19 protein-coding genes are annotated in these 23,275 nt (G+C 63.0%); 11 read left to right on the top strand and 8 right to left on the bottom strand.

Annotation, left to right across the window (positions count from 1 at the left end; translation table 11 throughout):
• The first annotated feature begins 53 nt into the window (after nt 1-53).
• From galE to EPN31_RS12565, 4 genes are all read left to right on the top strand, one after another.
• Nucleotides 54-1,088 (top strand): UDP-glucose 4-epimerase GalE, encoded by a 1,035-nt coding sequence (gene galE, locus EPN31_RS12580; protein ID WP_291773685.1) that lies wholly within the window; start codon nt 54-56, stop codon nt 1,086-1,088.
• 219 nt (nt 1,089-1,307) lie between these two features.
• The gene (locus tag EPN31_RS12575) at nt 1,308-3,122 is read left to right on the top strand and encodes a methyl-accepting chemotaxis protein (RefSeq protein ID WP_291773683.1); all 1,815 of its coding nucleotides are present in this window, start codon (nt 1,308-1,310) and stop codon (nt 3,120-3,122) included.
• An 85-nt stretch (nt 3,123-3,207) separates the two neighbouring features.
• Entirely contained in the window at nt 3,208-4,998 is a 1,791-nt protein-coding gene (locus tag EPN31_RS12570; protein ID WP_291773680.1) for an EAL domain-containing protein, read from the top strand.
• 142 nt (nt 4,999-5,140) lie between these two features.
• Nucleotides 5,141-6,259 carry an ABC transporter substrate-binding protein gene (locus EPN31_RS12565; protein ID WP_291773872.1) on the top strand — a complete coding sequence of 373 codons (1,119 nt, stop codon included), beginning with the start codon at nt 5,141-5,143 and terminating at the stop codon, nt 6,257-6,259.
• 39 nt (nt 6,260-6,298) lie between these two features.
• On the opposite strand, the gene EPN31_RS12560 is transcribed toward EPN31_RS12565, so the two are convergent.
• From EPN31_RS12560 to EPN31_RS12550, 3 genes are all read right to left on the bottom strand, one after another.
• A complete protein-coding gene (locus tag EPN31_RS12560; protein ID WP_291773678.1) occupies nt 6,299-7,168 on the bottom strand; it encodes a DsbC family protein in 870 nt (289 codons plus the stop codon).
• Nucleotides 7,169-7,220: 52 nt separating this feature from the next.
• Nucleotides 7,221-8,438: an FAD-dependent monooxygenase gene (locus EPN31_RS12555; RefSeq protein ID WP_291773676.1), complete on the bottom strand. Its 1,218-nt coding sequence runs from the start codon at nt 8,436-8,438 to the stop codon at nt 7,221-7,223.
• A gap of 100 nt (nt 8,439-8,538) precedes the next feature.
• Nucleotides 8,539-9,816, bottom strand: a complete 1,278-nt coding sequence (locus EPN31_RS12550) for a murein transglycosylase A (protein ID WP_291773674.1) — start codon at nt 9,814-9,816, stop codon at nt 8,539-8,541.
• Nucleotides 9,817-9,888: 72 nt separating this feature from the next.
• Between EPN31_RS12550 and rpe the strand changes: the two genes are divergently transcribed.
• The 3 genes from rpe to trpE all read left to right on the top strand — a co-directional run bounded on the left by rpe (nt 9,889) and on the right by trpE (nt 13,092).
• Nucleotides 9,889-10,596 carry a ribulose-phosphate 3-epimerase gene (gene rpe / locus EPN31_RS12545; protein ID WP_291773672.1) on the top strand — a complete coding sequence of 236 codons (708 nt, stop codon included), beginning with the start codon at nt 9,889-9,891 and terminating at the stop codon, nt 10,594-10,596.
• A gap of 111 nt (nt 10,597-10,707) precedes the next feature.
• The gene (locus tag EPN31_RS12540) at nt 10,708-11,394 is read left to right on the top strand and encodes a phosphoglycolate phosphatase (protein WP_291773670.1); all 687 of its coding nucleotides are present in this window, start codon (nt 10,708-10,710) and stop codon (nt 11,392-11,394) included.
• Between the two features lie 177 nt (nt 11,395-11,571).
• Nucleotides 11,572-13,092: an anthranilate synthase component I gene (trpE, locus tag EPN31_RS12535; protein ID WP_291773668.1), complete on the top strand. Its 1,521-nt coding sequence runs from the start codon at nt 11,572-11,574 to the stop codon at nt 13,090-13,092.
• Between the two features lie 11 nt (nt 13,093-13,103).
• Here the strand turns inward: trpE and lldD are convergent, their stop codons facing one another.
• Nucleotides 13,104-14,240 carry an FMN-dependent L-lactate dehydrogenase LldD gene (gene lldD / locus EPN31_RS12530; protein ID WP_291773666.1) on the bottom strand — a complete coding sequence of 379 codons (1,137 nt, stop codon included), beginning with the start codon at nt 14,238-14,240 and terminating at the stop codon, nt 13,104-13,106.
• A 501-nt stretch (nt 14,241-14,741) separates the two neighbouring features.
• On the opposite strand from lldD, the gene EPN31_RS12525 reads away from it, so the two are divergent.
• The 4 genes from EPN31_RS12525 to EPN31_RS12510 are packed head-to-tail and all read left to right on the top strand — an operon-like array spanning nt 14,742 to nt 18,538.
• The gene (locus tag EPN31_RS12525) at nt 14,742-15,308 is read left to right on the top strand and encodes an aminodeoxychorismate/anthranilate synthase component II (protein WP_291773665.1); all 567 of its coding nucleotides are present in this window, start codon (nt 14,742-14,744) and stop codon (nt 15,306-15,308) included.
• Nucleotides 15,309-15,337: 29 nt separating this feature from the next.
• Nucleotides 15,338-16,372 (top strand): anthranilate phosphoribosyltransferase, encoded by a 1,035-nt coding sequence (trpD, locus tag EPN31_RS12520; protein ID WP_291773664.1) that lies wholly within the window; start codon nt 15,338-15,340, stop codon nt 16,370-16,372.
• The gene (trpC, locus tag EPN31_RS12515; protein ID WP_291773663.1) at nt 16,369-17,163 is read left to right on the top strand and encodes an indole-3-glycerol phosphate synthase TrpC; all 795 of its coding nucleotides are present in this window, start codon (nt 16,369-16,371) and stop codon (nt 17,161-17,163) included. Before trpD ends, trpC begins: the two co-directional genes overlap by 4 nt.
• A gap of 31 nt (nt 17,164-17,194) precedes the next feature.
• Nucleotides 17,195-18,538 carry an amino acid permease gene (locus EPN31_RS12510; RefSeq protein ID WP_291773661.1) on the top strand — a complete coding sequence of 448 codons (1,344 nt, stop codon included), beginning with the start codon at nt 17,195-17,197 and terminating at the stop codon, nt 18,536-18,538.
• 429 nt (nt 18,539-18,967) lie between these two features.
• Here the strand turns inward: EPN31_RS12510 and EPN31_RS12505 are convergent, their stop codons facing one another.
• Genes EPN31_RS12505 through EPN31_RS12490 form a run of 4 tightly spaced genes read right to left on the bottom strand, consistent with a single transcriptional unit; the run spans nt 18,968 to nt 23,224 of the window.
• Complete coding sequence (locus EPN31_RS12505) at nt 18,968-20,197, bottom strand: amidohydrolase family protein (RefSeq protein WP_291773659.1); 1,230 nt, start codon at nt 20,195-20,197, stop codon at nt 18,968-18,970.
• A 46-nt stretch (nt 20,198-20,243) separates the two neighbouring features.
• Entirely contained in the window at nt 20,244-21,281 is a 1,038-nt protein-coding gene (locus EPN31_RS12500; RefSeq protein ID WP_291773657.1) for a proline racemase family protein, read from the bottom strand.
• Between the two features lie 9 nt (nt 21,282-21,290).
• Nucleotides 21,291-22,142 (bottom strand): ABC transporter permease, encoded by an 852-nt coding sequence (locus EPN31_RS12495; protein WP_291773655.1) that lies wholly within the window; start codon nt 22,140-22,142, stop codon nt 21,291-21,293.
• A gap of 38 nt (nt 22,143-22,180) precedes the next feature.
• Nucleotides 22,181-23,224, bottom strand: a complete 1,044-nt coding sequence (locus EPN31_RS12490; protein ID WP_291773653.1) for an extracellular solute-binding protein — start codon at nt 23,222-23,224, stop codon at nt 22,181-22,183.
• Between the last annotated feature and the right edge of the window lie 51 nt (nt 23,225-23,275).

Raw genomic sequence — 23,275 nt, 5'->3', positions numbered from 1 at the left:
CACCCGCCATCATCTGGTAGCATGACCGTCCCGAACGACGCATTGCCTGCCTCATGACGCTTTTGGTGACCGGCGGAGCCGGCTATATCGGCTCCCATACCGTACTGGAACTGCTGGCCGCCGGCCAGGACGTTCTGGCATTGGACAATCTCAGCAACAGCTCGCGCGAATCCCTGCGGCGTGTCGCTGCCCTGACGGGACGCGAGCCCGGCTTCATTCAGGGCGACGTCCGCGACCGCACCCTGCTGGACCGCATCTTCACCGACACGGCTATTGACGGCGTGGTGCACTTCGCAGGTCTGAAGGCCGTGGGCGAAAGCGTAAGCGAACCGCTGCGCTACTTCGACAACAACGTCACCGGCAGCATCACGCTGTGCGAAGCCATGGCGGCCGCCGGCGTACGCCGGCTGGTCTTCAGTTCATCGGCCACCGTCTACGGCGATCCGGCCGCGATGCCCATCGACGAAAACTGCCCGACCGGCACGCCCACCAATCCTTACGGCCGATCCAAGCTCATGGTCGAGCAGGTCCTGCAGGATCTGGGCCGTTCCGATCCGCGCTGGTCCATCGCGCTGCTGCGCTATTTCAATCCGGTCGGCGCCCACGCCAGCGGACGCATCGGCGAAGACCCCCACGGCGTCCCGAACAACCTGCTGCCCTACATCACCCAGGTCGCCGTCGGGCGGCTGAAGCAGCTTTCCGTCTTCGGCGGCGACTACCCCACACCGGACGGCACGGGGATCCGCGACTACATCCACATCGTTGATCTGGCCCAGGGCCATCTCGCGGCCCTGGACTACCTGAGGCAGCACACGGGCGTGCGCATCTGGAACCTGGGCACCGGCACCGGCTATTCCGTGCTGGACATGATTCGCGCGTTCGAGGTGGCCAGCGGCCGCGCCATTCCGTATGTCATCACCGGCCGCCGCGCGGGCGATATCGCGGAATGCTGGGCCGACGCTGGCAAGGCCCGGCGCGAACTGGGCTGGCAGGCCCACCGAGGCCTGACCCAGATGATGGCCGACGCCTGGCGCTGGCAATCGGAAAACCCGGACGGCTACGCCACCGGCGACACCCCCCAAAACTGACGCGCCATCGCAACAGCCGACAACGGCCGTCGCACCGACGGGTGGCGCCGGAGTCATAGACGCACCCGCATTCACGAGGAACTGGGGCCGCACCGGGGCCCTGTTATACGCTTTGAAATCATGGCGGCTTCGTACAATCGGAAACAAACGAATGCACGAATCCGCGCAGGAACGGCTGCCCGCGCGGATCTTATGATTTCAGCCACCCCTGAGAGCAACATGCGTAACCTCAAAATCGGTACCCGGCTCGCGTTGGGCTTCGGTCTCATCATCGTTCTGCTGCTGGTTCTGTCAGGCATGGGCGCCTGGCGCATGCTCAGCACACAGCAAGCCAACCAGACCCTGGATGGCAGGCAGCAGGTCAATGCGCTGGTCTTCCAGTGGGCTCGGGCGGTCGACGTCAACGCCAACCAGGCACTGGCCGCGGCCAACCTGACCAACCCGGACGTGCTGGCCGTCTTCAAGAAGGGGCTTGCCGCCTCGGACAAGCAGGCCGACGAGATCAGCCAGAAGATCGAGCACGCGATCGACGCCCCCGAAGCCAAGACGCTCTACCAGAAGATCATCCAGGTCCGCGACACCTACCGAAAGGGGCGCACCCAGGCGTTCAAGGATCTGGACAACGGAGACTACGGCAAGGCCGACGCCTTCTTCAACCAGCAGATGCCCAAGATCACGGCAGAATACATTGCTCAGATCGACAAGCTCTCGGCATTCGAGGACGACTATGTCGTCAAGCTGTTCGCCCAAAGCCATCAGGCCAACCAGCTGGGCCTGATGCTGCTGGCCGTTGCCACGCTGCTGGCGCTGATCCTGGGCCCGCTGTTCGCCTGGCGCACCACGCGCGGGGTCACGCATCCGCTGTCACAGGCCGTGCGGGTGGCCACATCGATCTCGCACCGCGACCTGAGCCAGGAGGTCGCCGCCAAGAGCCGCGATGAAATCGGCCAGCTCATGCAGGCGCTGCAAAACATGACGCACAATCTGCGCGATACCGTCAGAGAGGTGCGCACCGGCGCAACCTCCATCGCATCGGCAGCGGCACAGATCACCAGCGGCAATCTGGACCTGTCCTCCCGCACCGAGCAGCAGGCAAGCTCGCTGGCCCAGACCGCCGCCACCATGGAAGAAATAACCGCCACGGTACGCCAGAATGCCGACAACGTGCACCAGGCCAACACGCTCGCGGCTACGGCCGCGAAGACGGCCACGAATGGCGGCTCCATCGTGGCCGAGCTGGTCAGCACCATGGGCGAGATCAACCAGAAGTCGCAACAAGTCGCTGACATCATCAGCGTCATCGACTCGATTGCCTTCCAGACCAACATCCTGGCGCTGAATGCCGCCGTGGAAGCCGCTCGCGCCGGCGAGCAGGGCCGCGGCTTTGCCGTGGTGGCCTCCGAAGTGCGCGCACTCGCTCAGCGCAGCGCGGCCGCCGCGAAGGAAATCAAGACCCTCATCGACGCGTCGGTGCAATCGACGACGAAGGGTAACGAGCAGGCAAGCCACGCGGGTTCGACCATGCAGGACATCGTGGACGGCATCAACCGGGTCACCGACATCATGGGGGAAATCAGCGCTGCCAACCGGGAACAGACCACCGGAATCGAGGAAATCAACACGGCCGTCACACAGATGGATGACGTCACCCGGCAGAACGCGAGCCTGGTGGAAGAATCCGCCGCTGCCGCAACCAGCCTGCAGGAACAGGCCGATACGCTGGCGCGACTGGTCGAGACCTTCCGCCTTGATCATCTCGGCACCACCGAGGGCACAGCACCGCAGGCCACAGGCGACGCAGCTGGCTCAGGCGAGAAACCCCAGTCCGCAGCAGGCAGCCAGACCAATGCATCACGCCAGCCCCCCCGCCTGCCGGCCGCACCCGAGAAGATCATCAGCCCAGCCCCGCAGCGTCCCCGCCGGGCCGAGCCCACGCCCACGCCCACGCCCAGACAGCAGGCAACGGTCAAACCTGCTCTTCGAGCGCCCAACCGGCCCGCGCCAGTCGATAATGAGGAGTGGACCGAGTTCTGAAGGAACAGATGATGCCCCGTGAGCAGACGCGAGGCGGACCGTTGGCCAGGATCCCCTCCGGCCTCCCGCACACAAGGATGACCCTGTGCCTTCTGCAGGCAAGGGGGCCATGCTGATCCTGCTCACAGCACTGGTGGTGCTGCTGATCGCCTCCGGCTATCTATGGCGACGCGAACAGGCTCACCACACGCGGCTCGCCAGAGTCGAGAACCGGCTCGGCACCATCCTGGACACCACGGAAGAGATCGTCCACATCAAGGATCCACAGGGCCGCTACCTCTACGCCAACCAGAAGACATGCGAATTCTTCGGCCTGCCTGCCGGCAGCCTGATGGCGCGCCACAACCGGGAGCTGTTGACCGACGCAGACATCATCGCCGTCATCGAGCGGGACGAACGCCAGGTGCTGGACTTCGGCCAGCGGGTCGTGACACACCGGCAACTCCGCTCCCACACGACCGGCAAAGAATGCACCTATCAGACCGTGAAGGTTCCGCTGCGCAATGCCGCCGGCCGAATCGAGGCCATCTGCACATTGATGACCGACGTGACCGAACGCCTGCAGGCAGAAGAGCGCGCCCACAAACTGACGTTCTATGACACGCTGACAGATCTGCCTAACGTAAACTTTCTGACACGGCGATTGACGCAGGCCATACAGATGGCTACCGCCGAGGGAGAAAACGGCGCCCTTCTGATCGTGAACCTGAATGATTTCAAGAAAATCAACGATACCCAGGGGTTTGAAAGCGGCAATTGGGTATTGCGCGAGGTAGCCCAGCGGCTCATCAACGGTACACGTGCCCGCGACACAGTCTCACGCATCAATGCCGATGTCTTCGCCGTCCTGATGACTCAGCTCGGGGCCTACGCCGAGGAGAGCGCGCACAGAGCCACCGAGCTCGCCCGGTCCCTCACCGAAACGCTGACCGCCAGCCCGCTGCCCATCGGCGGGCGGCCCTATCTGCTGAAGGTCAGCACGGGCATCACCCTGCTGCATGCCGGGACCGCGTCAGCAGACGCTGCGCTGGGCGAGGCTGACATCGCGATGCACCTGGCGAGGGAACGCAGCACCAGCAACCCGGTATTCTACGAGCAGTCGCTGCAACGCGAACTGGAACACCGCCTGTGGCTGGAACAGGATCTGTCGCGGGCACTGGGGACCGATCAATTGCAAATGTTCGTCCAGCCTCAGTACGCCCAGGATGGCCAGACAGCGGGAGTCGAGCTGCTGGCGCGCTGGGACCACCCAGAACAAGGCATGATCTCTCCGGAGATATTCATCCCGCTGGTCGAAAAGGTGGGAATGATGTGCGAATTCACCGACTGGGCGCTGGACCGGGCCTGTCATGTGCTCAACGAATCCGCCAGGCGCGGCCAGTCCTACCTGGTTTCGGTGAACATCAACCCCGAGTGCCTGACGGAACCGGATTTTTCGGCACGCATCCAGGGTGCACTGGAACGCGCCCATGCCCCCGGCAACCGGCTGGTGCTGGAAGTCACGGAAGGCATCTGGCTCAGGGACTACGTCGCCGCCGCCAAATGCATGGCGGAAATCCACGAGATGGGGGTACGGTTCTCGGTGGACGATTTCGGCACCGGCTATTCAAACCTGGCCTGCCTGAAGCGGCTGCCGCTGTTCGAGCTGAAGATCGACAAGAGCCTGGTGCGGGATCTGCCATACGACCAGGATGCGGGCGCCATCGCGTCCATGACCCTGAGCATGGCCCGGCAGCTGGGTCTGCGCACCGTGGCCGAGGGCGTGGAAACCCCCGCACAGGCCGACTTCCTGCGCAGCCAGCATTGCGACGCACTTCAGGGCTTCCTGCTGGACCGTCCCATGCCGATCGAGGCTTGGCTGGAGCGGGCTGCCTGATATGGCTGCCTGAGGCAAGACAGCGGGTCCGGACGGCACATGACACCCCCCACCCGCAGCCCAATCGTGCCAAAATTCCCCATCGTGCACACCCACCGGAGACCCCATCGTGCGATCCCTCTTGTCAGCCGCCGCGCTGAGCATGGCCGCCCTGTCCATCTACCCGCTGGCGGTCCAGGCCCAGGTAAAGATCGGCGTGGTCGCCTCGGCCACCGGCCCCACAGCTCTGGTGGGTATCCCGCAGAAAAACACGGTGCCCCTGCTGCCGACCAAAGCCGGCGACCTGGACATCCGGTACATTGCGCTGGACGATGCCAGCGACCCGGCGCAAACCGTGACGGCCTTCAAGAAGCTCATCACCGAAGACAAAGTCGACGCCATCATCGGCCCCACCGGATCGCCTAATGCCATGAGCGTGCTGCAGTTCGCGGCGGAATCCGGCACGCCGATGCTGGCACCGGTCGGCGCCGCTTCGGTGGTCCTGCCCATGAACGCGGAAAAGAAATGGGCCTTCAAGACCACGCAGAACACTGGCATCATCGCCGACGCATTGGTTCGCGACATGGTCAGGCGTGGCATCCACACGGTCGGATTCATCGGTTTCGCCGACGCCTACGGGGACGACTGGCACCAGGTCTTCAGCAAGCTCGTGAAGGAAAACGGCCTGAAGCTGATCGCCTCCGAACGCTACCAGCGCACCGACAGTTCCGTCACCGGACAGGCGCTGAAGCTGCTGGCCGCGCGCCCCGACGCCATCCTGGTGGCCGGAACGGGCGGAGCCGCTGCTTTGCCCCAGGTCACACTGGTCCAGCAAGGCTACAAGGGGCAGTTCTACCAGACGCACGGTGCCGCGCTGCCAGCATTCCTGAAGCTGGGCGGCAAGGCCGTGGACGGCACCATCCTTGCTGCCAGCCTGATGCTGGTGCTGCCGGAAATCCCTGACGGCAACCCGTCCAAGCCCATCGCCGAGGACTACATTCACCGCTACCAGGCCCGATACGGGGAGCGTCCCGCCACCTTCGGTGCCAACGTCTACGATGCCGGGCTGCTGCTGCAGCATGCCATTCCCATTGCGGAGCAGCACGCCAAGCCCGGAACGGCCGATTTCCGCAAAGCCCTGCGCGATGCTCTGGAACAGACCCACGAACTGGTCGCCACCCAGGGCGTCTACAACATGAGCCCCCAGGACCACAGCGGCTTCGACCAGCGCGGCCGGGAACTGATCACAGTGAAGAACGGCGCCTGGACACTGCTGAAGTAATACCTGCGGCAGCAGGCGCCTGCGCGGCCCGGCGAGCGATCAGCCCTTGCTCTGGGCGTCCAGCTTTTCCTTCAGGGACGCCAGCGGCAGGGTCCCATTGACCCGGGCGCCGTTGCCAAAGAAAAGTGCGGGGGTGCCTTGCACGTTCAGCTTGCGCCCCAGCGCGAGATTCGCCTGCAAAGGCGTCTTGCAATCGGCCGTGGCAGGGGCCTTGCCGTCCACCATCCAGTCGGTCCAGGCTTTCGCCGGGTCGGCGGCACACCAGATATCCCGCGATTTGGTCGCCGAATCGGGCGCCAGGATCGGGAACAGGAACACATAGACCGTCACGTTGTCCACGCTGGCCAACGTGTGGTGCAGCTGCTTGCAATACGGGCAGTTGGGATCCTCGAAGGTGGCGAGCTTGCGCGAACCGTCGCCCTTGACGATCTTGATGGCGTCCTTCAGCGGCAGGGTGTCGAAAGCCACCTGCTGCAGGGATTCCAGCCGCGCCGCGGTCAAATCGCGCTTGGCCTTGGCATCGATGAGCGAACCCTGCAGTACATAGTCCACGGAGGCATCGGTATAGAGCAGATCCATCCCGACCTGGACTTCGTAGATGCCCGACATAGGCGTCATCCGCACACCATCCACATGGATGCCGGGGAAACGCGATTCGAAGGCCTTGGTCACCGCCGCGACCTTTTCGGGAGGCAGCGCGCTGGCAGCATCCGCCGCATCCGCGGGTACCGGTGATTCATTCGGCGTCGTTTCCGTCGCGGCCACGGCTGGTGCTGCGTCCCGTGCCCCCGTTGCTGCCGATGCCTTCGCCGTCGTCTGTGCGTTCGCCGCCGGAGAGCTCGCGGGTTGCGCCGCGACCGAAAGGCTGACACCCATGAGCAGCGCCGCCAGACTCAAAGAAAACTTCATGAAAAACCTCAAGAAAAAATACCGCCTCGCATCCCGCCCATGACAGGGGGCATCAACGGCCGGCAGCAGCCTGAATCAGTCTGCGTTTGATAAAAGGAAGATCATCGATCACCCGCATGCCCGCATTGCGCGCCCAGGCCACCGGGGCGCAATCGACCCCGAACAGACGATGCAGGCCATGCGTCACCAGCGACATGGCCCAGACGGGCTGGGCGCGGGCACGGCGATAACGCGCCAGCACCCGTTCATCGCCGACCGAGCGGTAGGATTCGCGGTGCTGCAGCACATCGACCAGCACCTGGGTATCGGCCAACCCCAGATTCAGCCCCTGACCTGCCAGCGGATGCACACGGTGCGCCGCATCGCCCACCAGCGCCACGCCAGGGGCTACCAGGGTGCTGCGCTCCAGGCTCAGCGAAAACCCCTGCGGCCGGGTGCGCAACCCCAGCTTTCCCAGGCGTCCGCCGGTGATGGCTAGCGCCCGCGCCGAAAAGAACGAGTCCTGGGCCGTGGGTGACATGGCCAGCCATTCGCGCGCGCGGCCCTCGCGCAACGACCACACCAGCGACGCCTGCGGCCCATCAGCGGAATCCGGCAACGGTAGCATCGCAAAGACAGCATCGCCCGTAAACCACTGAAACGCCCGGTTCTGATGCGGCCGTTCGATATCCAGGTGTGCCACCACCCCCATGTCGCCATAGGGCGTGTATTCGTGGGTGATGCCAGCCGCCTGCCGTACCGGCGAGCGCGCGCCATCGGCGCCCACCAGCAGATCCGCCTGAAGAGTCTGGCCACCAGCCGTCAGGATGCTCCCCCCCGAGCCGTCCCGGGACAGATCACCGCGACCGCCAGAATCCTTCGCCCAGGACGCGAAATGGTCCACGACCCACGGAATTCCCAGCACCTGCACCGCCTGTTGCAGCGCACGTTCGATTTCGCTTGATTCGACGATCCAGGCCATGGCGTGCTGCGCATCCTGCCAGGCGGACAGACTCAGGACTCCATCAGCATCACCGTATATTTCCATGGCCTCGACAGCGCAGAGCCGCTGCGCGTCCAGGAGAGACCAGGCGCCCAGCCGATCGAGCAGATCGCGGCTGGCCTGCGACAGCGCATAGACGCGCGGACAATAGGCGTCCGGGACCGGAGGCGGCAGCACATTGCGCGGCCCGAGCAGCCGCACGGCCAGCCCCTGGCGGGCCAGTGCCAGAGCACAGGCCAGACCCACGATACCCGTGCCGCATACGACAATTGATTCCTGATTTTTCACGAACTTATATTAACCCGAGGCCCTTGCTGCAGCAGTCGGCGATTGCAACCAGTGTGACGTTTGGTGAAACCGACGCGGCGGCCACCTACGGACACCGCCCTCATCGTGCACTGGGCGCGCCAGCCTGGACCGGCCACAGCAACCACATCTGGCCGGATTGCTTCATGCGCCCGGCCTGCGCGCCCGCTTCGTCGCCCGTTCCCCAATAGAAGTCGGCACGAGCCGCACCGCGGATCGCGGCGCCCGTATCCAGCGCGTAGACCAAGCGCCGCAACGGCGCACCGCCCCCCGGTTGCTGCGTATCCAGGTACACCGGCGTTCCCAGCGGCACGAAACCGGGGTCCACGGCGATGGCGCGCTGCGGCTGCAGGGGCACCCCGTACGCGCCGCTGGGACCCAGCTCCGGATCGGTGATGGTTTCTTCACGGAAAAACACCATCGCCGGATTGACGTTGAGCATCTGCTGCACCCGATCAGGGTGGCTGCGTGCCCACTGCTTGATATTCTGCATGGACGTCTGCACCAGGGGCATCTCTCCCTGGTGAGCCAGCCACTGGCCGATGGAGACGTACGGCCGGCCGTTGTGATCGGCATAGGCCAGCCGGATCACGGAACCATCCGGCAGGATGGCCCGCCCCGAGCCCTGAATCTGCAGGAAGAAGGCTTCGACCGGGTCGTTGGCCCAGACGACGACGGGCGGCTGGCGCGCCGGATTAGCGGCGATCTCTGCACGCGTGTCATACGGCACCACCCGCCGGCCCTCCAGTTTGCCGCGCACACGCTTTCCCGCGAGTTCCGGATAGACCGCACCCAGGTCCACGACGAGCAGGTCGGACGGCGTGGCGTATAACGGCCATTGGTAAGCGCCGCTGCGCGTACGCGAGGCATGGATGAGCGGTTCGTAGTACCCGGTCACCATCCCGCTGGCTGGCCGGCCCGAACCCTGCTCCAGCCGCCACGGCCGCAGGTACGTCTGCAGGAAGCGCCGCACGGCGTCACCTTCGGCCTCCGGTCCCAGATTGGCCTGAACCGCCGCCTGACAGACGGGTTGCCACGCCCGCGGATTGGCGCGGGCGGGGTTCGCCAGAGACCCCAAAGCCGGTCGCATGAGCCCCCGGCAGTCGTTGAGCAGCCCCTTCCAGACATGGAACAACCCGTCAGAGGACCAGCCCGGAAGGCTTTCCCAGCTGGCCGGCGCATAGCGCCCCTGCAGGGGCCGTGCCGGCGTCTCAGGCAAGCTCGAGAGCGGCGGCACGGACAGCGGCGCAAGCGCCACCGGCGGGGTTCCTCCGGAAGGCGCACCGGATTCTTCCACAGGAACCGAGGTACAGGCACTGAGCGCGGCAAGCAGAACCGCAGACCACAGAAGCTTTTTCATGCTGAAAACGGGTGCACTAAAATGAGAGCGAACGCAAACGCACATGATGACACAACCGGACCCCACTTCGCCATGACCGAACTGCCCGCCGCCCGCATTGCCCCCAGCCTGCTGTCAGCGGACTTCGCCCGGCTGGGCGAAGAAGTCGCCCAGGTCGTCGCAGCCGGCGCGGACTGGATCCACTTCGACGTCATGGACAACCACTTCGTTCCCAACCTGACCATGGGCCCCATGGTCTGCGCCGCGCTGCGCCCGCACACGAAGGCGCCCATTGACGTGCACCTGATGGTCGAACCGGTGGACACCCTGGTTCCCGCATTCGCGAAGGCGGGGGCCAACATCATCAGTTTCCACCCCGAGGCCTCGCGGCATGTGGACCGGACGCTGGCGCTCATTCGCGACCACGGCTGCCGGGCCGGCCTGGTGTTCAACCCCGCCACGCCGCTGTCCTGGATGGACCACGTCATGGACCGCCTGGATCTGGTGCTGCTGATGTCCGTCAACCCGGGGTTCGGCGGACAGTCCTTCATCCCGCACACGCTGGAGAAGCTCGCCCAGGCGCGCGCGCGCATCGACCGCTGGACGACACAGGGCGGGCAATCCATCGACCTGGAGGTCGACGGCGGGGTCAAGACAGACAACATCGCCCGCATCCGCGCAGCGGGCGCCAATGCCTTCGTGGCTGGATCGGCCATCTTTGGTCAGCCGGACTACCGTCAGGTGATCACCACACTGCGCACGGGCATCACCCAGGGCGACGCCATACGGGCGGCTGCCTGAAATCGGCGTCGTCACGGGGCCAGCGACGACGGGTGACCCGGCAAATGGTACGATGACGGCCATTCGACCCGGCTTCACACGCCAGCGCAACACCGAACCTCCTCCACGACTATGCAATTTTCCGGAATCCTGTTCGACCTCGACGGCACGCTGATCGACACCATTCCCGATCTGGCCGGCGCGGCCAACGCCATGCGGCTGGACATGGGCATGACACCCATTTCACAGGACATCCTGGCCACCTACGTCGGCAAGGGCATGGAACAATTGGTCATCCGGTCGCTGGGCCACGAGGGCCAGCCCGCCGAGATGGACCTGGTCATGCGCGGTCTGGCGCGCTACACGGACCACTACCGTAAGCTCAACGGCAAGCGCAGCCATCTGTACCCGGGTGTGCTGGCGGGACTACAGGACTTCCAGGCGCAGGGCATGCGGCTGGCGGTGGTCACGAACAAGAGCACCGAATTCGCCCTGCCGCTGCTGCGGCAGCAGGGGTTGGCGGACTTCTTCGATGTCATCGTCTGCGGCGACACCTGCCCGCGAAAGAAGCCTGATCCCATGCCGTTGTTTCACGCCTGCAGCCTGCTGGACATCCAGCCCACCCAGGCGCTTTTCATTGGTGACTCCATCAACGACGCCCTGGCGGCGCGCTCCGCCGGCATCAGGATGCTGGCCCTGCCCTACGGCTACAACGAAGGCAATCCCGTGCAGAGCCTGCCTGTGGATGCTATAGTGGGCTCCATCATTGAGGCGGCCCGCTGGGCGGCCGAGAGATCTTCCCACACCGAACACGCATGAAAGTCATCCGCTATTACCCGACCGCCACCCGCGCTACTTGGCGCTGGTGGTGCTTTCGTTCCGGGTAATGGTGACCTGGCCCGCGCATCGTCGCGCGTGGCCCCTGCTTCCAGCCCGGACCCCAGTTTGGCCGGGCTTTTTTGATTCTGTCCGGCACGCTTTCCACCAGAGACCGCTATGACAGAAATCGAATTCAACGCACTGGCCGCCCAAGGCTACAACCGCATCCCGCTGATCGCGGAAACGTATGCGGACCTGGACACGCCGCTGGCAATCTATTTGAAACTGGCCCACGCCGGGCCCGAGGCCGGGCGCAACAGCTGCCTGCTGGAATCCGTCGTGGGCGGAGAACGATTCGGGCGCTATTCCTTCATCGGGCTGCCGGCGAAGACGCTCATCCGGGCCACCGGAAACACCACCGAAGTCGTGACCAAGGGACAGGTCGTGGAGACTCACGAAGGGGACCCACTGGCCTTCATCGAAGACTACCAGTCGCGCTTCAAGGTCGCGCTGCGCCCAGGCATGCCGCGCTTCGCAGGTGGCCTGGCAGGCTATTTCGGCTATGACACGGTGCGCCACATCGAGCCCAGGCTGGGGCCCTGCGTCAAGCCGCTGCCCGCCGGACAACAGCCGGGAACGCCGGACATCATGCTGATGCACGTCGACGAACTGGTGATCGTGGACAACCTGGCCGGACGCACCTACCTGATCGTCTACGCCGATCCACAGCAGCCCGAAGCCTACGCACTGGCGCGACGCCGCCTGAAGGCACTGCGTGAAAAGCTGCGCACACCGGTCGTGATCCCCTATGCCTACGCCAGCATGCAGACCCCCGTCGAGCGCGACTTCAAGCACGACGACTACCTGGAAGCCGTCCGCAAGGCCAAAGACTACATCACCGCCGGCGACCTGATGCAGGTCCAGATCGGCCAGGTGATCGCCAAACCTTTCAGGGATTCGCCCTTGTCGCTGTACCGTGCGCTGCGGTCCCTGAACCCGTCACCCTACATGTACTACTGGAATTTCGACACCTTCCACGTCGTGGGGGCTTCGCCGGAAATCCTGGTGCGAAAGGACCACGAAATCCAGGACGGCCAGCCTCGTGAAACCGTCACCATCCGACCGCTGGCCGGCACGCGCAAGCGCGGCACCTCCCAGGAAGAAGACCTGCGCCTCGAGCAGGAGCTGATGGCCGACCCCAAGGAGCGCGCCGAGCACGTCATGCTCATCGATCTGGCGCGCAATGACATCGGCAGGGTTGCAAAAACGGGCACAGTCGAGGTCACTGACACCATGACCATCGAGCGGTATTCACATGTGATGCACCTGGTGTCCAACGTACGAGGCGAACTGAACGACGGGATGAGCAACATCGACGTGCTGCGCGCCACCTTCCCGGCCGGCACGCTCACCGGCGCCCCCAAGGTCCGCGCCATGGAAATCATCGATGAGCTGGAACCCGTGCGGCGCGGCATCTACGGCGGCGCCGCAGGCTACCTGAGTTACGGCGGCGAAATGGATCTGGCCATCGCCATCCGAACCGGCATCATCCGCGATGGCATGCTGTATGTGCAGGCCGCCGCTGGCATCGTGGCCGATTCTGATCCCGAAAAGGAGTATCAGGAAACCGAGGCCAAGGCACGCGCCCTGCTGCGGGCGGCGGAACAGGTGCAATTCGGGCTGGACGAGCCCATATAGGCCCGCCGCCGTCAGACGCGCACCAGCGAATCGCGTGTGATGTCGGCGATGGTGCGGGCCCCCGTCAGCGTCATGGCGACCCGCATTTCCTTTTCGATGAGGCTCAGCAGATTCGAAACCCCCGCCTCGCCACCCACCGCCAGTGCGTAGACGTAGGCCCGTCCCAGCAGCACCATGTCGGCGCCCAGCGCCAGCATGCGCACCACATCCAGCCCGGTGCGCACACCCGAATCGGCCAGCACGGTCAGATCGCTCTTGACTGCATCGGCGATGGCCGGCAGCGCACGGGCCGACGACAACGTGCCATCGAGCTGCCGCCCGCCATGGTTGGAGACGATGATGCCGTTCGCCCCGAAGCGCACGGCATCGCGCGCATCGTCCGGATCCAGGATCCCCTTGATGACCATGGGGCCCTTCCAGAAATCCCGGATCCATTCCAGGTCCTTCCAGGAAATGGAGGGGTCGAAATTGGCGCCCAGCCAGCCCATGTAGTCTTCCAGACCCGTGGCCTTGCCCAGGTACCGGGACACATTGCCCAGATCGTGCGGACGCCCCCAGAGCCCGACATCCCAAGCCCAGCGCGGGTGGCAGAGGGCCTGACAGTAGCGGCGCAAGGCCGCATGGGGGCCGCTCATCCCCGCGTGTGCATCGCGATAGCGCGCCCCAGGTACCGGCATGTCCACGGTGAACACCAGCGTCGTGACGCCAGCCGCCTGGGCACGCTCCAGCACGCTTTTCATGAACCCGCGATCCTTCAGCACATAGAGCTGGAACCACATGGGCCGGCTGATCGCGGGGGCTACCTCTTCGATCGGGCACAGCGACACCGTCGACAGCGTGAACGGAATACCATGACGATCAGCCGCCCGCGCCGCCTGGACCTCGCCACGACGCGCATACATGCCGGCCAGGCCCACCGGTGCGATGGCCACCGGCATGGACACCGACTCGCCAAACACCTGGGTGCTCAGATCCAGCGTGGACATGTCGCGCAGCACCCGCTGGCGCAACGCAATGCCCGCCAGATCGCTGACATTGTGCTGCAGCGTGTATTCGGCGTAGGCCCCGCCATCCGCATAATGAAACAGGAAGGGCGGCAAACGGCGTTTGGCGGCCGCACGGTAGTCGGTGGAAGCAGAAATGATCATGTTCAGAAAGGTCGTACACAAGAAATGACAACGGAGGCGCAAGGCGCACCACACCAAGAGGCTGCAAAACGGCAGGATAACGGCAGGATAACGGCAGCCACCCAGCCAGAATATACGCCAGCCGCGCCACGAACAGGGCCACGAACACTTGCCCAACCCGGAGCCAGGGCACCCGCCGCACCCTGTCCGTCGCCCAATACGCCAGTATTTATCCGCTCTCGACAGATGCAAAAACGCACAGTAAAATTCGTGCATGAATTTTCACGCGAGCACCCACGTATCGACTTGGTGGCGCCTCTCATAGAGGCGGCACCCTCCTGCGTGATTCATCGCACACTTTGCCGCCGTTCTGGCAGGCAAGTGTCCATTCGAAACTGTCTCCGGTGCGGCGGCTCCTACCAAGGAAGACCATGACCGTACTGACTCCACCCTCCCTGCTCTGCAGTCTCGCGCCCAATCGTGCAGCGCGTGCGTCCCTTTGCCGCTGACAACGGGGACGCCATGAAACTGCTCATGATCGACAACTACGATTCGTTCACCTACAACCTCGTGCAATACCTGGGCGAACTGGGCGCACAGGTCACGGTGGTCCGTAACGACCAGATCGACCTCGCGGGCGTCCAGGCGCTGGACCCGGACCGCATCTGCCTCTCTCCCGGTCCCTGCACGCCTGCCGAAGCCGGTATCTCCGTCGACCTCATCCGCGAATTCGCAGGCCGCAAGCCGATCCTGGGCGTTTGCCTGGGTCATCAGGCGATCGGCGTGGCGTTTGGCGGCACCGTGGTGCGCGCGCATCAGATCATGCATGGCAAGGTCTCGCCGGTCACACACACCGGCACCGACGTCTTCACCGGCTTGCCCTCGCCCTTCACGGTCACCCGCTACCATTCGCTGGCGATCGAGCGCGAGACGCTCCCTGACTGTCTGACCATCACAGCCGAAACGGCGGACGGTGAAATCATGGGGGTCGCCCACAAGACCCTACCCGTCTACGGCGTGCAGTTCCACCCCGAATCCGTGCTCAGCGAACACGGCCATGCGCTGCTGCGCAACTTCCTGGATCTGTGATCCCGGGCCACCTGATAGGAACCTTATCCATGCCACTGATCACTCCCACCGAAGCCCTGGTTCGCTGCATCGAACACCGCGAAATCTTTCACGATGAGATGCTGGAACTCATGCGCATGCTGATGCGCGGCGAGGTGTCGCCGCAGCTCGCCAGCGCACTACTCATGGGCTTGCGGGTCAAGAAGGAAACTGTGGGCGAAATCACGGCCGCCGCACAAGTCATGCGCGAATTCGCACTGGGCGTGGTCACGCCCTACCCGCAGGATCTGCTCGACATGTGCGGCACGGGCGGAGACGGCTCGCACACTTTCAATATCTCCACCGCCGCCATGTTCGTAGCCGCAGCCGGCGGTGTGAAGATCGCCAAGCACGGAAACCGCAGCGCGTCGTCTTCGTCGGGCAGTGCCGACGTGCTTGAAGCCCTGGGGGTCAACATCCAGGCAACACCCGAACAAGTCGCGGAATCGATTGCCGCAACCAACATCGGCTTCATGTTCGCACCCGCGCACCATGGCGCCATGAAGAACGTCGCCGCCGTACGGCGGGAACTGGCCGTGCGCACCATCTTCAACATCCTGGGCCCGCTCACAAACCCGGCGGGCGCCGAGAACCAGCTGATGGGGGTGTTCCATCCGGATCTGGTCGGCATCCAGGTGCGCGTGCTGCAGCGTCTGGGGTCGCGGCACGTGCTCATCGTCCACGGGAAGGACGGCATGGATGAAGCCTCTCTTGGTGCCTCCACGCTGATCGGCGAACTGAAGGACGACCAGGTGCGAGAATACGAAATCCACCCCGAAGACTTTGGTATGGCCATGGTTTCGAACCGCAGCATCAAGGTCGCCAACCGCGAGGAGTCCGCACAGCTCGTGCTGTCGGCACTGAACGACACGGCCGGCACAGCCCGCGACATCGTGGCGCTGAACGCAGGCCTGGCGCTGTACGCAGGCAACGTGGCGCCATCCATCCAGGCTGGCATCGGACAGGCTTTCGAACTCATCGCTTCGGGGGCCGCCCGCGAAAAACTCGAACAATTCCGCAGCTTCACGCAGACGTTCACGAAATGACCGATATTCTCAGCACGATACTGGACACCAAACGCGCCGAAATCGTCACCGCCCGGCAGATGCGCAGCGAAGCCGATTTGCTGCGTGAAGCCAAGAGTCGCAAGGACATTCGCGGCTTCGTGCGCGCCATCGAAGACAAGATCGCCCAGAACAAGCCGGCAGTCATCGCCGAAATCAAAAAGGCCTCGCCATCCAAGGGCGTGATCCGGCCGAATTTCAACCCGGCAGACATCGCCGCCAGCTATGCCTGTCACGGGGCGGCTTGCCTGTCGGTGCTCACGGACGTGCAGTATTTCCAAGGGGGCTACGACCACCTGCGCCAGGCGCGCGCGGCATGCAGCCTGCCGGTGCTGCGCAAGGACTTCATGATCGACCCCTATCAGATCATCCACGCGCGTGCGCTGGGCGCCGACTGCGTACTGCTGATCGCCGCCGCACTGGCACCCTCCCAACTGCTGGAATTGGAAGCTGTGGCGCGGGAGCTGGAAATGGATGTCCTGGTCGAAATCCACGAGCCCAGCGAACTGGAGGCGGCGCTGGCGCTGCAGACTCCGTTGCTGGGCATCAACAACCGCAACCTGCGCACGTTCGAGACCCGGCTGGAAAATACGCTGTCAATGTTGGCGGACGTGCCCGCCGGCAAGCGCGTGGTCACGGAAAGCGGCATCTTGACGCCCGCCGACGTGGACCGCATGCGCGAGCACCATGTAGACGCGTTCCTGGTGGGCGAAGCCTTCATGCGGGCCGCCGACCCCGGCACGGCGCTGCACGAGCTGTTCTTCGCGCGCTGAGCGATCGCCCGGGAAAGGCCTTTTCAAGCCCATGTCGCCACCCCCTCCAGAGGCGCTTTCGCGCAGCCTGAAGAACCGCCACATCCAGATGATCGCCCTGGGCGGTGCCATCGGCACCGGCCTGTTCTACGGCTCTGCAGCCTCGATTCGACTTGTGGGTCCGGGGATCATCCTGTCCTACCTGATCGGCGGCCTGGTCATCTACCTGATCATGCGCATGCTGGGGGAAATGTCCACCGAAGAACCTGTAGCCGGCGCCTTCAGTTACTTCGCCTACCGCCACTGGGGCGGCTTCGCGGGCTTTTTGTCTGGATGGAACTACTGGCTGCTGTATGTGCTGGTCAGCATGGCGGAGCTGTCGGTCGTCGGGATTTACGTCTCCTACTGGCTGCCCGACTTTCCATCATGGGCCAGCGCGCTCATCGTGCTGGTGGCCGTCACTGCTTTGAACCTGCTCAACGTCCGGTCCTACGGCGAGAGCGAATTCTGGCTCGCCTTCATCAAGATCGCCGCCATCATCGGCATGATCCTGCTGGGGGTGGTGCTGATCATCGGCGGCATCGATCACAAGGCTGCGGGGCTGAGCAACCTCTGGGCCCATGGGGGCTTTCTGCCCAACGGCGTGCACGGCCTGCTGCTGTCGCTGGTTGTCGTGATGTTCTCCTTTGGTGGTACGGAACTCATCGGCATCACGGCCGGCGAAGCCGACGATCCACGCCGCAGCATCCCGCGCGCCACCAACCAGGTGATCTGGCGCATCCTGATTTTCTACGTCGGTGCCCTGGCGGTACTGGTGATCCTGTACCCCTGGAACGAAATCGGCATGCAGGGCAGCCCGTTCGTCCTGATCTTCTCAAGGCTGGGCATTCCGGCCGCGCCGGATATCCTGAATCTGGTCGTGTTGAGCGCCGCGATTTCGGTCTACAACAGCGGCATGTACAGCAACGGCCGCATGCTCTACAGCCTGGCTGAACAGGGCAACGCACCCCGGATGTTCCTGCGCCTGAGTAGCCATCACGTACCGTGGGTGGGCATTCTGTTCTCGTGCGCATGCACGCTGGCCATCGTGGTGATCAATTTCCTGGTGCCGAAAGGCGCTTTCATGCAGGTAATGGCCGTGGCGACGGCCGCGGCTGCCCTTACCTGGCTGATGATCGTGCTGGTGCACCTCAAGTTCCGGCGGGCGCATGTGGGCAAGCAACTGTTGTTCCCGTCGCCCTGGCATCCCTGGACCAATTATCTGTGCGTGGCTTTCCTGCTGGGCGTAGTGGCGCTGATGACGCAACTGGACGACACCCGGCTGGCGGCGTATGTGCTGCCGGTGTGGGTAGGGGTGCTGTTCGCGGGATACCGGCTGCGGGGGGCGCCCATTTGACACGAGTCCGACCCAAGAGAAGCGCCACAGATTCAATGGCGTACGGGACTCCCCCCAGCACAGACCCAGTGCTCAGGCCAAGGGGTGCCCCGGGGGCTACGGCCAGCGGCCCTGCGGGCTTTCCGGATCTGCCTCGTCCAGCGGGGCGCCGTCACACGTCCTCACTGCGTTCCGGTGTGTGACGACGAAATCCTCCCGCTTCCCTTCGTCAGCATCCGGCGCTGGCCTACCCGCCCCCGGGGCACCCCTTGGCCTGAGCACCACATGAGCAGATGGATCAAGGCCCGAACACCCCGTGTCAGGCATGCTGTTCAGACCCGCCATGGGCCACGTGGAATCACGCCCTTATCTCCGGCAAGGCGAACTCCCGCCGATCCGCCGCCAGGTAGGCATCCACCTCACGGCTTATCAACTGGGCTAGCAACAAGACTAGAGGGTGTTTTTGACAGGCACCCCTTCCTTCATGATGAAGGGGATATGAGCGCCCTCGTCCTGAAAGAGGTTCAGATCCTGCAGCGGATTGCCTTCGACCACGATGAGATCGGCATACGCATCCGGAACTAGTTCGCCGAGCAAGCCCTCCTGGCGGACGATGCGCGCATTGGTGATCGTGGCGGATCGGATGACTTCGGCAGGACTCAGTACCTCGCTCCGAATGAGAAATTCACGGCTCTGATCATTCTGCAACTGGCCCAGCAGGTCAGTTCCAAAGCCAATTTCCACCCCAGCCTTGCGGCACATTTCCAGAGAGCGCAAGCCTCCTTCGATCACCGTCTTGTTCTTCCTCAGGCTGTACTCGGTCATACCGAAATCCTTCCCACGCCGCTTCATGGAATCGTACGCAACCAGGGTCGGCACCAGGAATGCACCCTTTTCAGCCATCAGCGCAGCGGTGTCCTCATCCATCAGGTTCCCGTGCTCGATGGTCCGCACCCCGCACGATACCGCGCGCCTGACGGCTTCCGCCGAATAGGCATGGGCACTCACATACTTCCCCCACCGATCGGCTTCCTCGCAAGCGGCTTCAATCTCATCCAGCCGGTACTGCACGCTCTCCAGCGGGTCGCTCTGAGAGGCGACCCCACCGGAACACATGATCTTGATGTGATCAGCGCCCTTGCGCAGTTCGTCTCTGACAGCCTTGATCACGTCCGACACACCATCCGCGACCCGCGCGTTGAAGGCTAGAGCGGAACAGCACTTGCATTCAAACCTGGACTGCGTCCTCTTGCGGAAATCGCCATGCCCACCGGTCTGACTGACCGGGGCACCTGCCACGAACAGCCTGGGGCCAAGCATCAGGCCATGTGCAACCGCATCGCGAATCCCGGCATCGGCGCCACCTGTGTCGCGAACAGTCGTGTATCCGCGCATCAGCATGTTGCGCATCAGCATCCCCGCCTGCGCCGTCAGCATCGTGAGCGGCACATCCTCCAGGTAGGCGAAATTCACCTCGGTCAGGAAGACATGGATGTGGCAGTCTATGAGGCCGGGCATGATGACCTTACCGCCCAGGTCAATCACCTGAGCCGATGAAGACTTGATCGGGTGGTCCGAGACCTCCCGTATCTTGCCGCCTTCGACCAAGATCTCAATGCCGTCCTGAAGAGTATCCAATCTCGGATTCAGGAATCTTCCACCCTTGAACAAGAAAGACATATGCGAATCTCCTTCACAATTTATGAACGACAGCCACGAGCTTGAACTATTTCAGAAGTAAATCCGGCCATGTATCCGAAAGCCTGTATCCCTGTGGCCAGGGATCCGTCGGATCCAGCATGAGCTGTGCGGTCCCGGTTATCCAGGCTCGGCCCGAGATGCTTGGCAGGATCGCCCTCATGCCGTGGACATTGATTTCAGATTCGACCCTGCAGGTGAACCGGGACCCTATGAGCGATGTGCCGACATAGTAGTCACCCACCCGCATCTGGCCCCTGGCATACATGACCGCCATGCGCGCGGAACAACCCGTACCGCACGGGGACCGATCCAGCTTCCCGGGCTCTATGGCAACGGCGCTGCATCCCGTCAGGATGCTGTCCTCCTTACCGACTGGACCCGCGATCTGGCAAAACGATATGTGCGCCCAATCCGGATGGTCAGGGTGCTGAAACCCGAATTGATCGGTCGCTGCGGCGCGTATCTTCATGCCGACCTCGGCAAGATCCCGGGCTTCCGACGGCACCAGGGAAAAGCCGAGCGAACGCGCATCGGTAATGACGAAACTGTCGCCTCCATAGGCGATATCCACCTTCAAGGTGCCTAGCCCGGCCACTTCCAGGTCCTTATCCATCGCAGCACAGAAAGACGGGCGGTTGAATATCTTGACGGAGTCCGCGGCGCCGTTCGAACAGTGCGCCTCAACCTCCACAAGCCCACCTGGAGCTTCCAGAGAAAAGCGCGTCACCGGTTCCTGGATGGCGACGATTCCCGTTTCCAGAAGAACCGTCGCGACACAAATCGAATTGGAACCCGACATGGGAGGAGTATGGGCTGGTTCCATGATGATCCAGCCCATTGCAGCCTTGGGATTCTTGGGTGGAACCAGCAGATTCACATGCCTGAACACACCACCCCGCGGTTCATTGAGCACGAAATTCCTGAGCGTGCCATCCTCGTGAATCCACTTTCGCTGTTCCCACAGCGTTTCTCCGGGAGGCGGACTCACGCCCCCAACGATCACATCGCCCACTTCCCCCGCGGCATGGCACCGTACGACGTGAATTACTTTGTCGGATCTCATCTGGTCCCTCTAAATGGCCCCGACTGTCCTGCGCTTCAAATACCAGTAAGTCAGTGCAGTCAGGACGATCGTCGTCAAGATCAGGACAAAGGACAGTGCCGCCCCCATGGGCCAATTACTTTGCAATAAAACCTGATCAGCAACGGCTGGCGCCATCATCATGAAATTCGGTCCACCCAACAGTACGGGAGTCGCATAGGCATTCATGGTCAGAATCAGGCACAGTATCGATGCGGCCGCGATACCGGGCATGGCCATCGGAATCACCACCAGGCGCCAGGTGTCAAAGCGATTTGCGCCCAGGCTGAGAGATGCCTCTTCGATCGAAGGATTAAGGCCTTCCAGAACGCTCTGGAGTGTCAAGACGACAAACGACAGGTTGATCGACACGATACCGACGAAAACAGCGGAAGTCGTGTACATCATCTGAATCGGCGTGTGTATCAGCCCGGAAAACAGCAATATCCTGTTGACAAGGCCTTCTTGCCCAAACGCGACCATCCACCCCGCCGCCCTCACCGCGTTGCCCACGAAGAGCGGCATGATGATCGCCAGCATCAGCAGGCTCTTGTATCTGGAATTCGTCCTGGCAAGGAATCGCGCCATCGGAAATCCGATCACCAGGCAGGCAATCGTCACCCCAACCGACATGAGGACGGTCAGCAACAGGATCTGGCGATAGTACGGATCTGTGAAGGACTGCAGGTAGTTCGTGGAGGTGAGTGCATCCACCATGAATTGCCCTGGTACAAAAGCGTTGAGGCTATAACGCGCGAGTAGCCCGAGCGGCATGATCAGAACCAGCACGACCAGAAAGAGCGATGGCGTCAGCATCGCCGAGGCTGTGATATGTTTTCGCACGGTCTACTCGTATGAAGAATGACGGATCGGGAGGTGACTTACCCTTTGAACTCCTTGTTCCACCAATCTCGCAGCTGTGCATCGTTCTTCAACAGATAATCGTAGTCTCGGTTGATCACCTTGCTCTTTTCGCTCTCGGGGACATCGACTCTCTTTGCAAGATCAGCCGACAGTACGTCGCCCTTTACGGGCGGGATGTAACCCATATGCTCCGCAAAGGATATCTGGGCCTGCTTCTCCAATGACGCATTCAGGAACGCGTACGCCGCGTCCACGTTTCTGGCGTTCTTCAAGATACCAAAGCCGTTCCCATATACCACGACCCCTTCCTTGGGGTAGGCGACCTTGATGGGTGCTCCATCCTGCTGCCATTGTCTCCCACGCGCCAGCCACATGATGCACATCCAGCACTCTCCGGTGGCCAAGGCCTGACCCATCGCCTCGTTGGTCGGATAGACCTTCACACCCTGTTTCTTGAGTTCCAGCAGCTTCGCCTTGCCCGGCTCGAAATTGCTCATGGAACCGCCGCTGATCAGCGCGGCGGATTCGATGGTCGTCTGATACTGGATATCGATGACTCCGACCTTGTTGGCGTATTTCGGATCCCACAGATCAGCGTATGACGTCGGGGCCGGATTAACCTTTTCAGGGTTATACAGTATTACGCGACCCGTGTAGATATGAGGCACAGCGTAGGGATTCTTCAGAAAATCCAGAACGCCGCCATATGCTGGAATGCGACTGTGATCCAATCCCATCAGGCCACCGTTCTTCCAGACCTGATACATGGTGTCGAACGTCAACGCGGTGACATCCATGGACCCATGCTTCAGCCGCTTCTCCGCCAGATTCTTGAGCAGGCGCGGTGATGTCTGATCCAGCGCGAAGGCGGTGGTGATTCCCTTGGGATCCAGGTAAGGCGCCACGATGTACTCACGCACAAATTTCCCGTAATCCCCGCCCCAGGTTCCGACGACCAGCTTGCCGCCTGGTTTCGCTTGGGCGAATGCGCTGCCCACGGTGCCCAGCGCGGCGGCTCCGATAAGGGCGTTGAATTGGCGACGCGAAAGTTTTGCTTCCATTTTTATGTCTCCTGCCACTGATTAAGGAAAACTGCCTGTACCTTCTCTTAC

Source organism: Castellaniella sp. (genome assembly GCF_004321985.1).
Taxonomy (GTDB): domain Bacteria; phylum Pseudomonadota; class Gammaproteobacteria; order Burkholderiales; family Burkholderiaceae_B; genus Castellaniella.
Note: the sequence above shows the minus strand (reverse complement) of the source record. Positions and strands in the feature narration are given on the sequence as shown.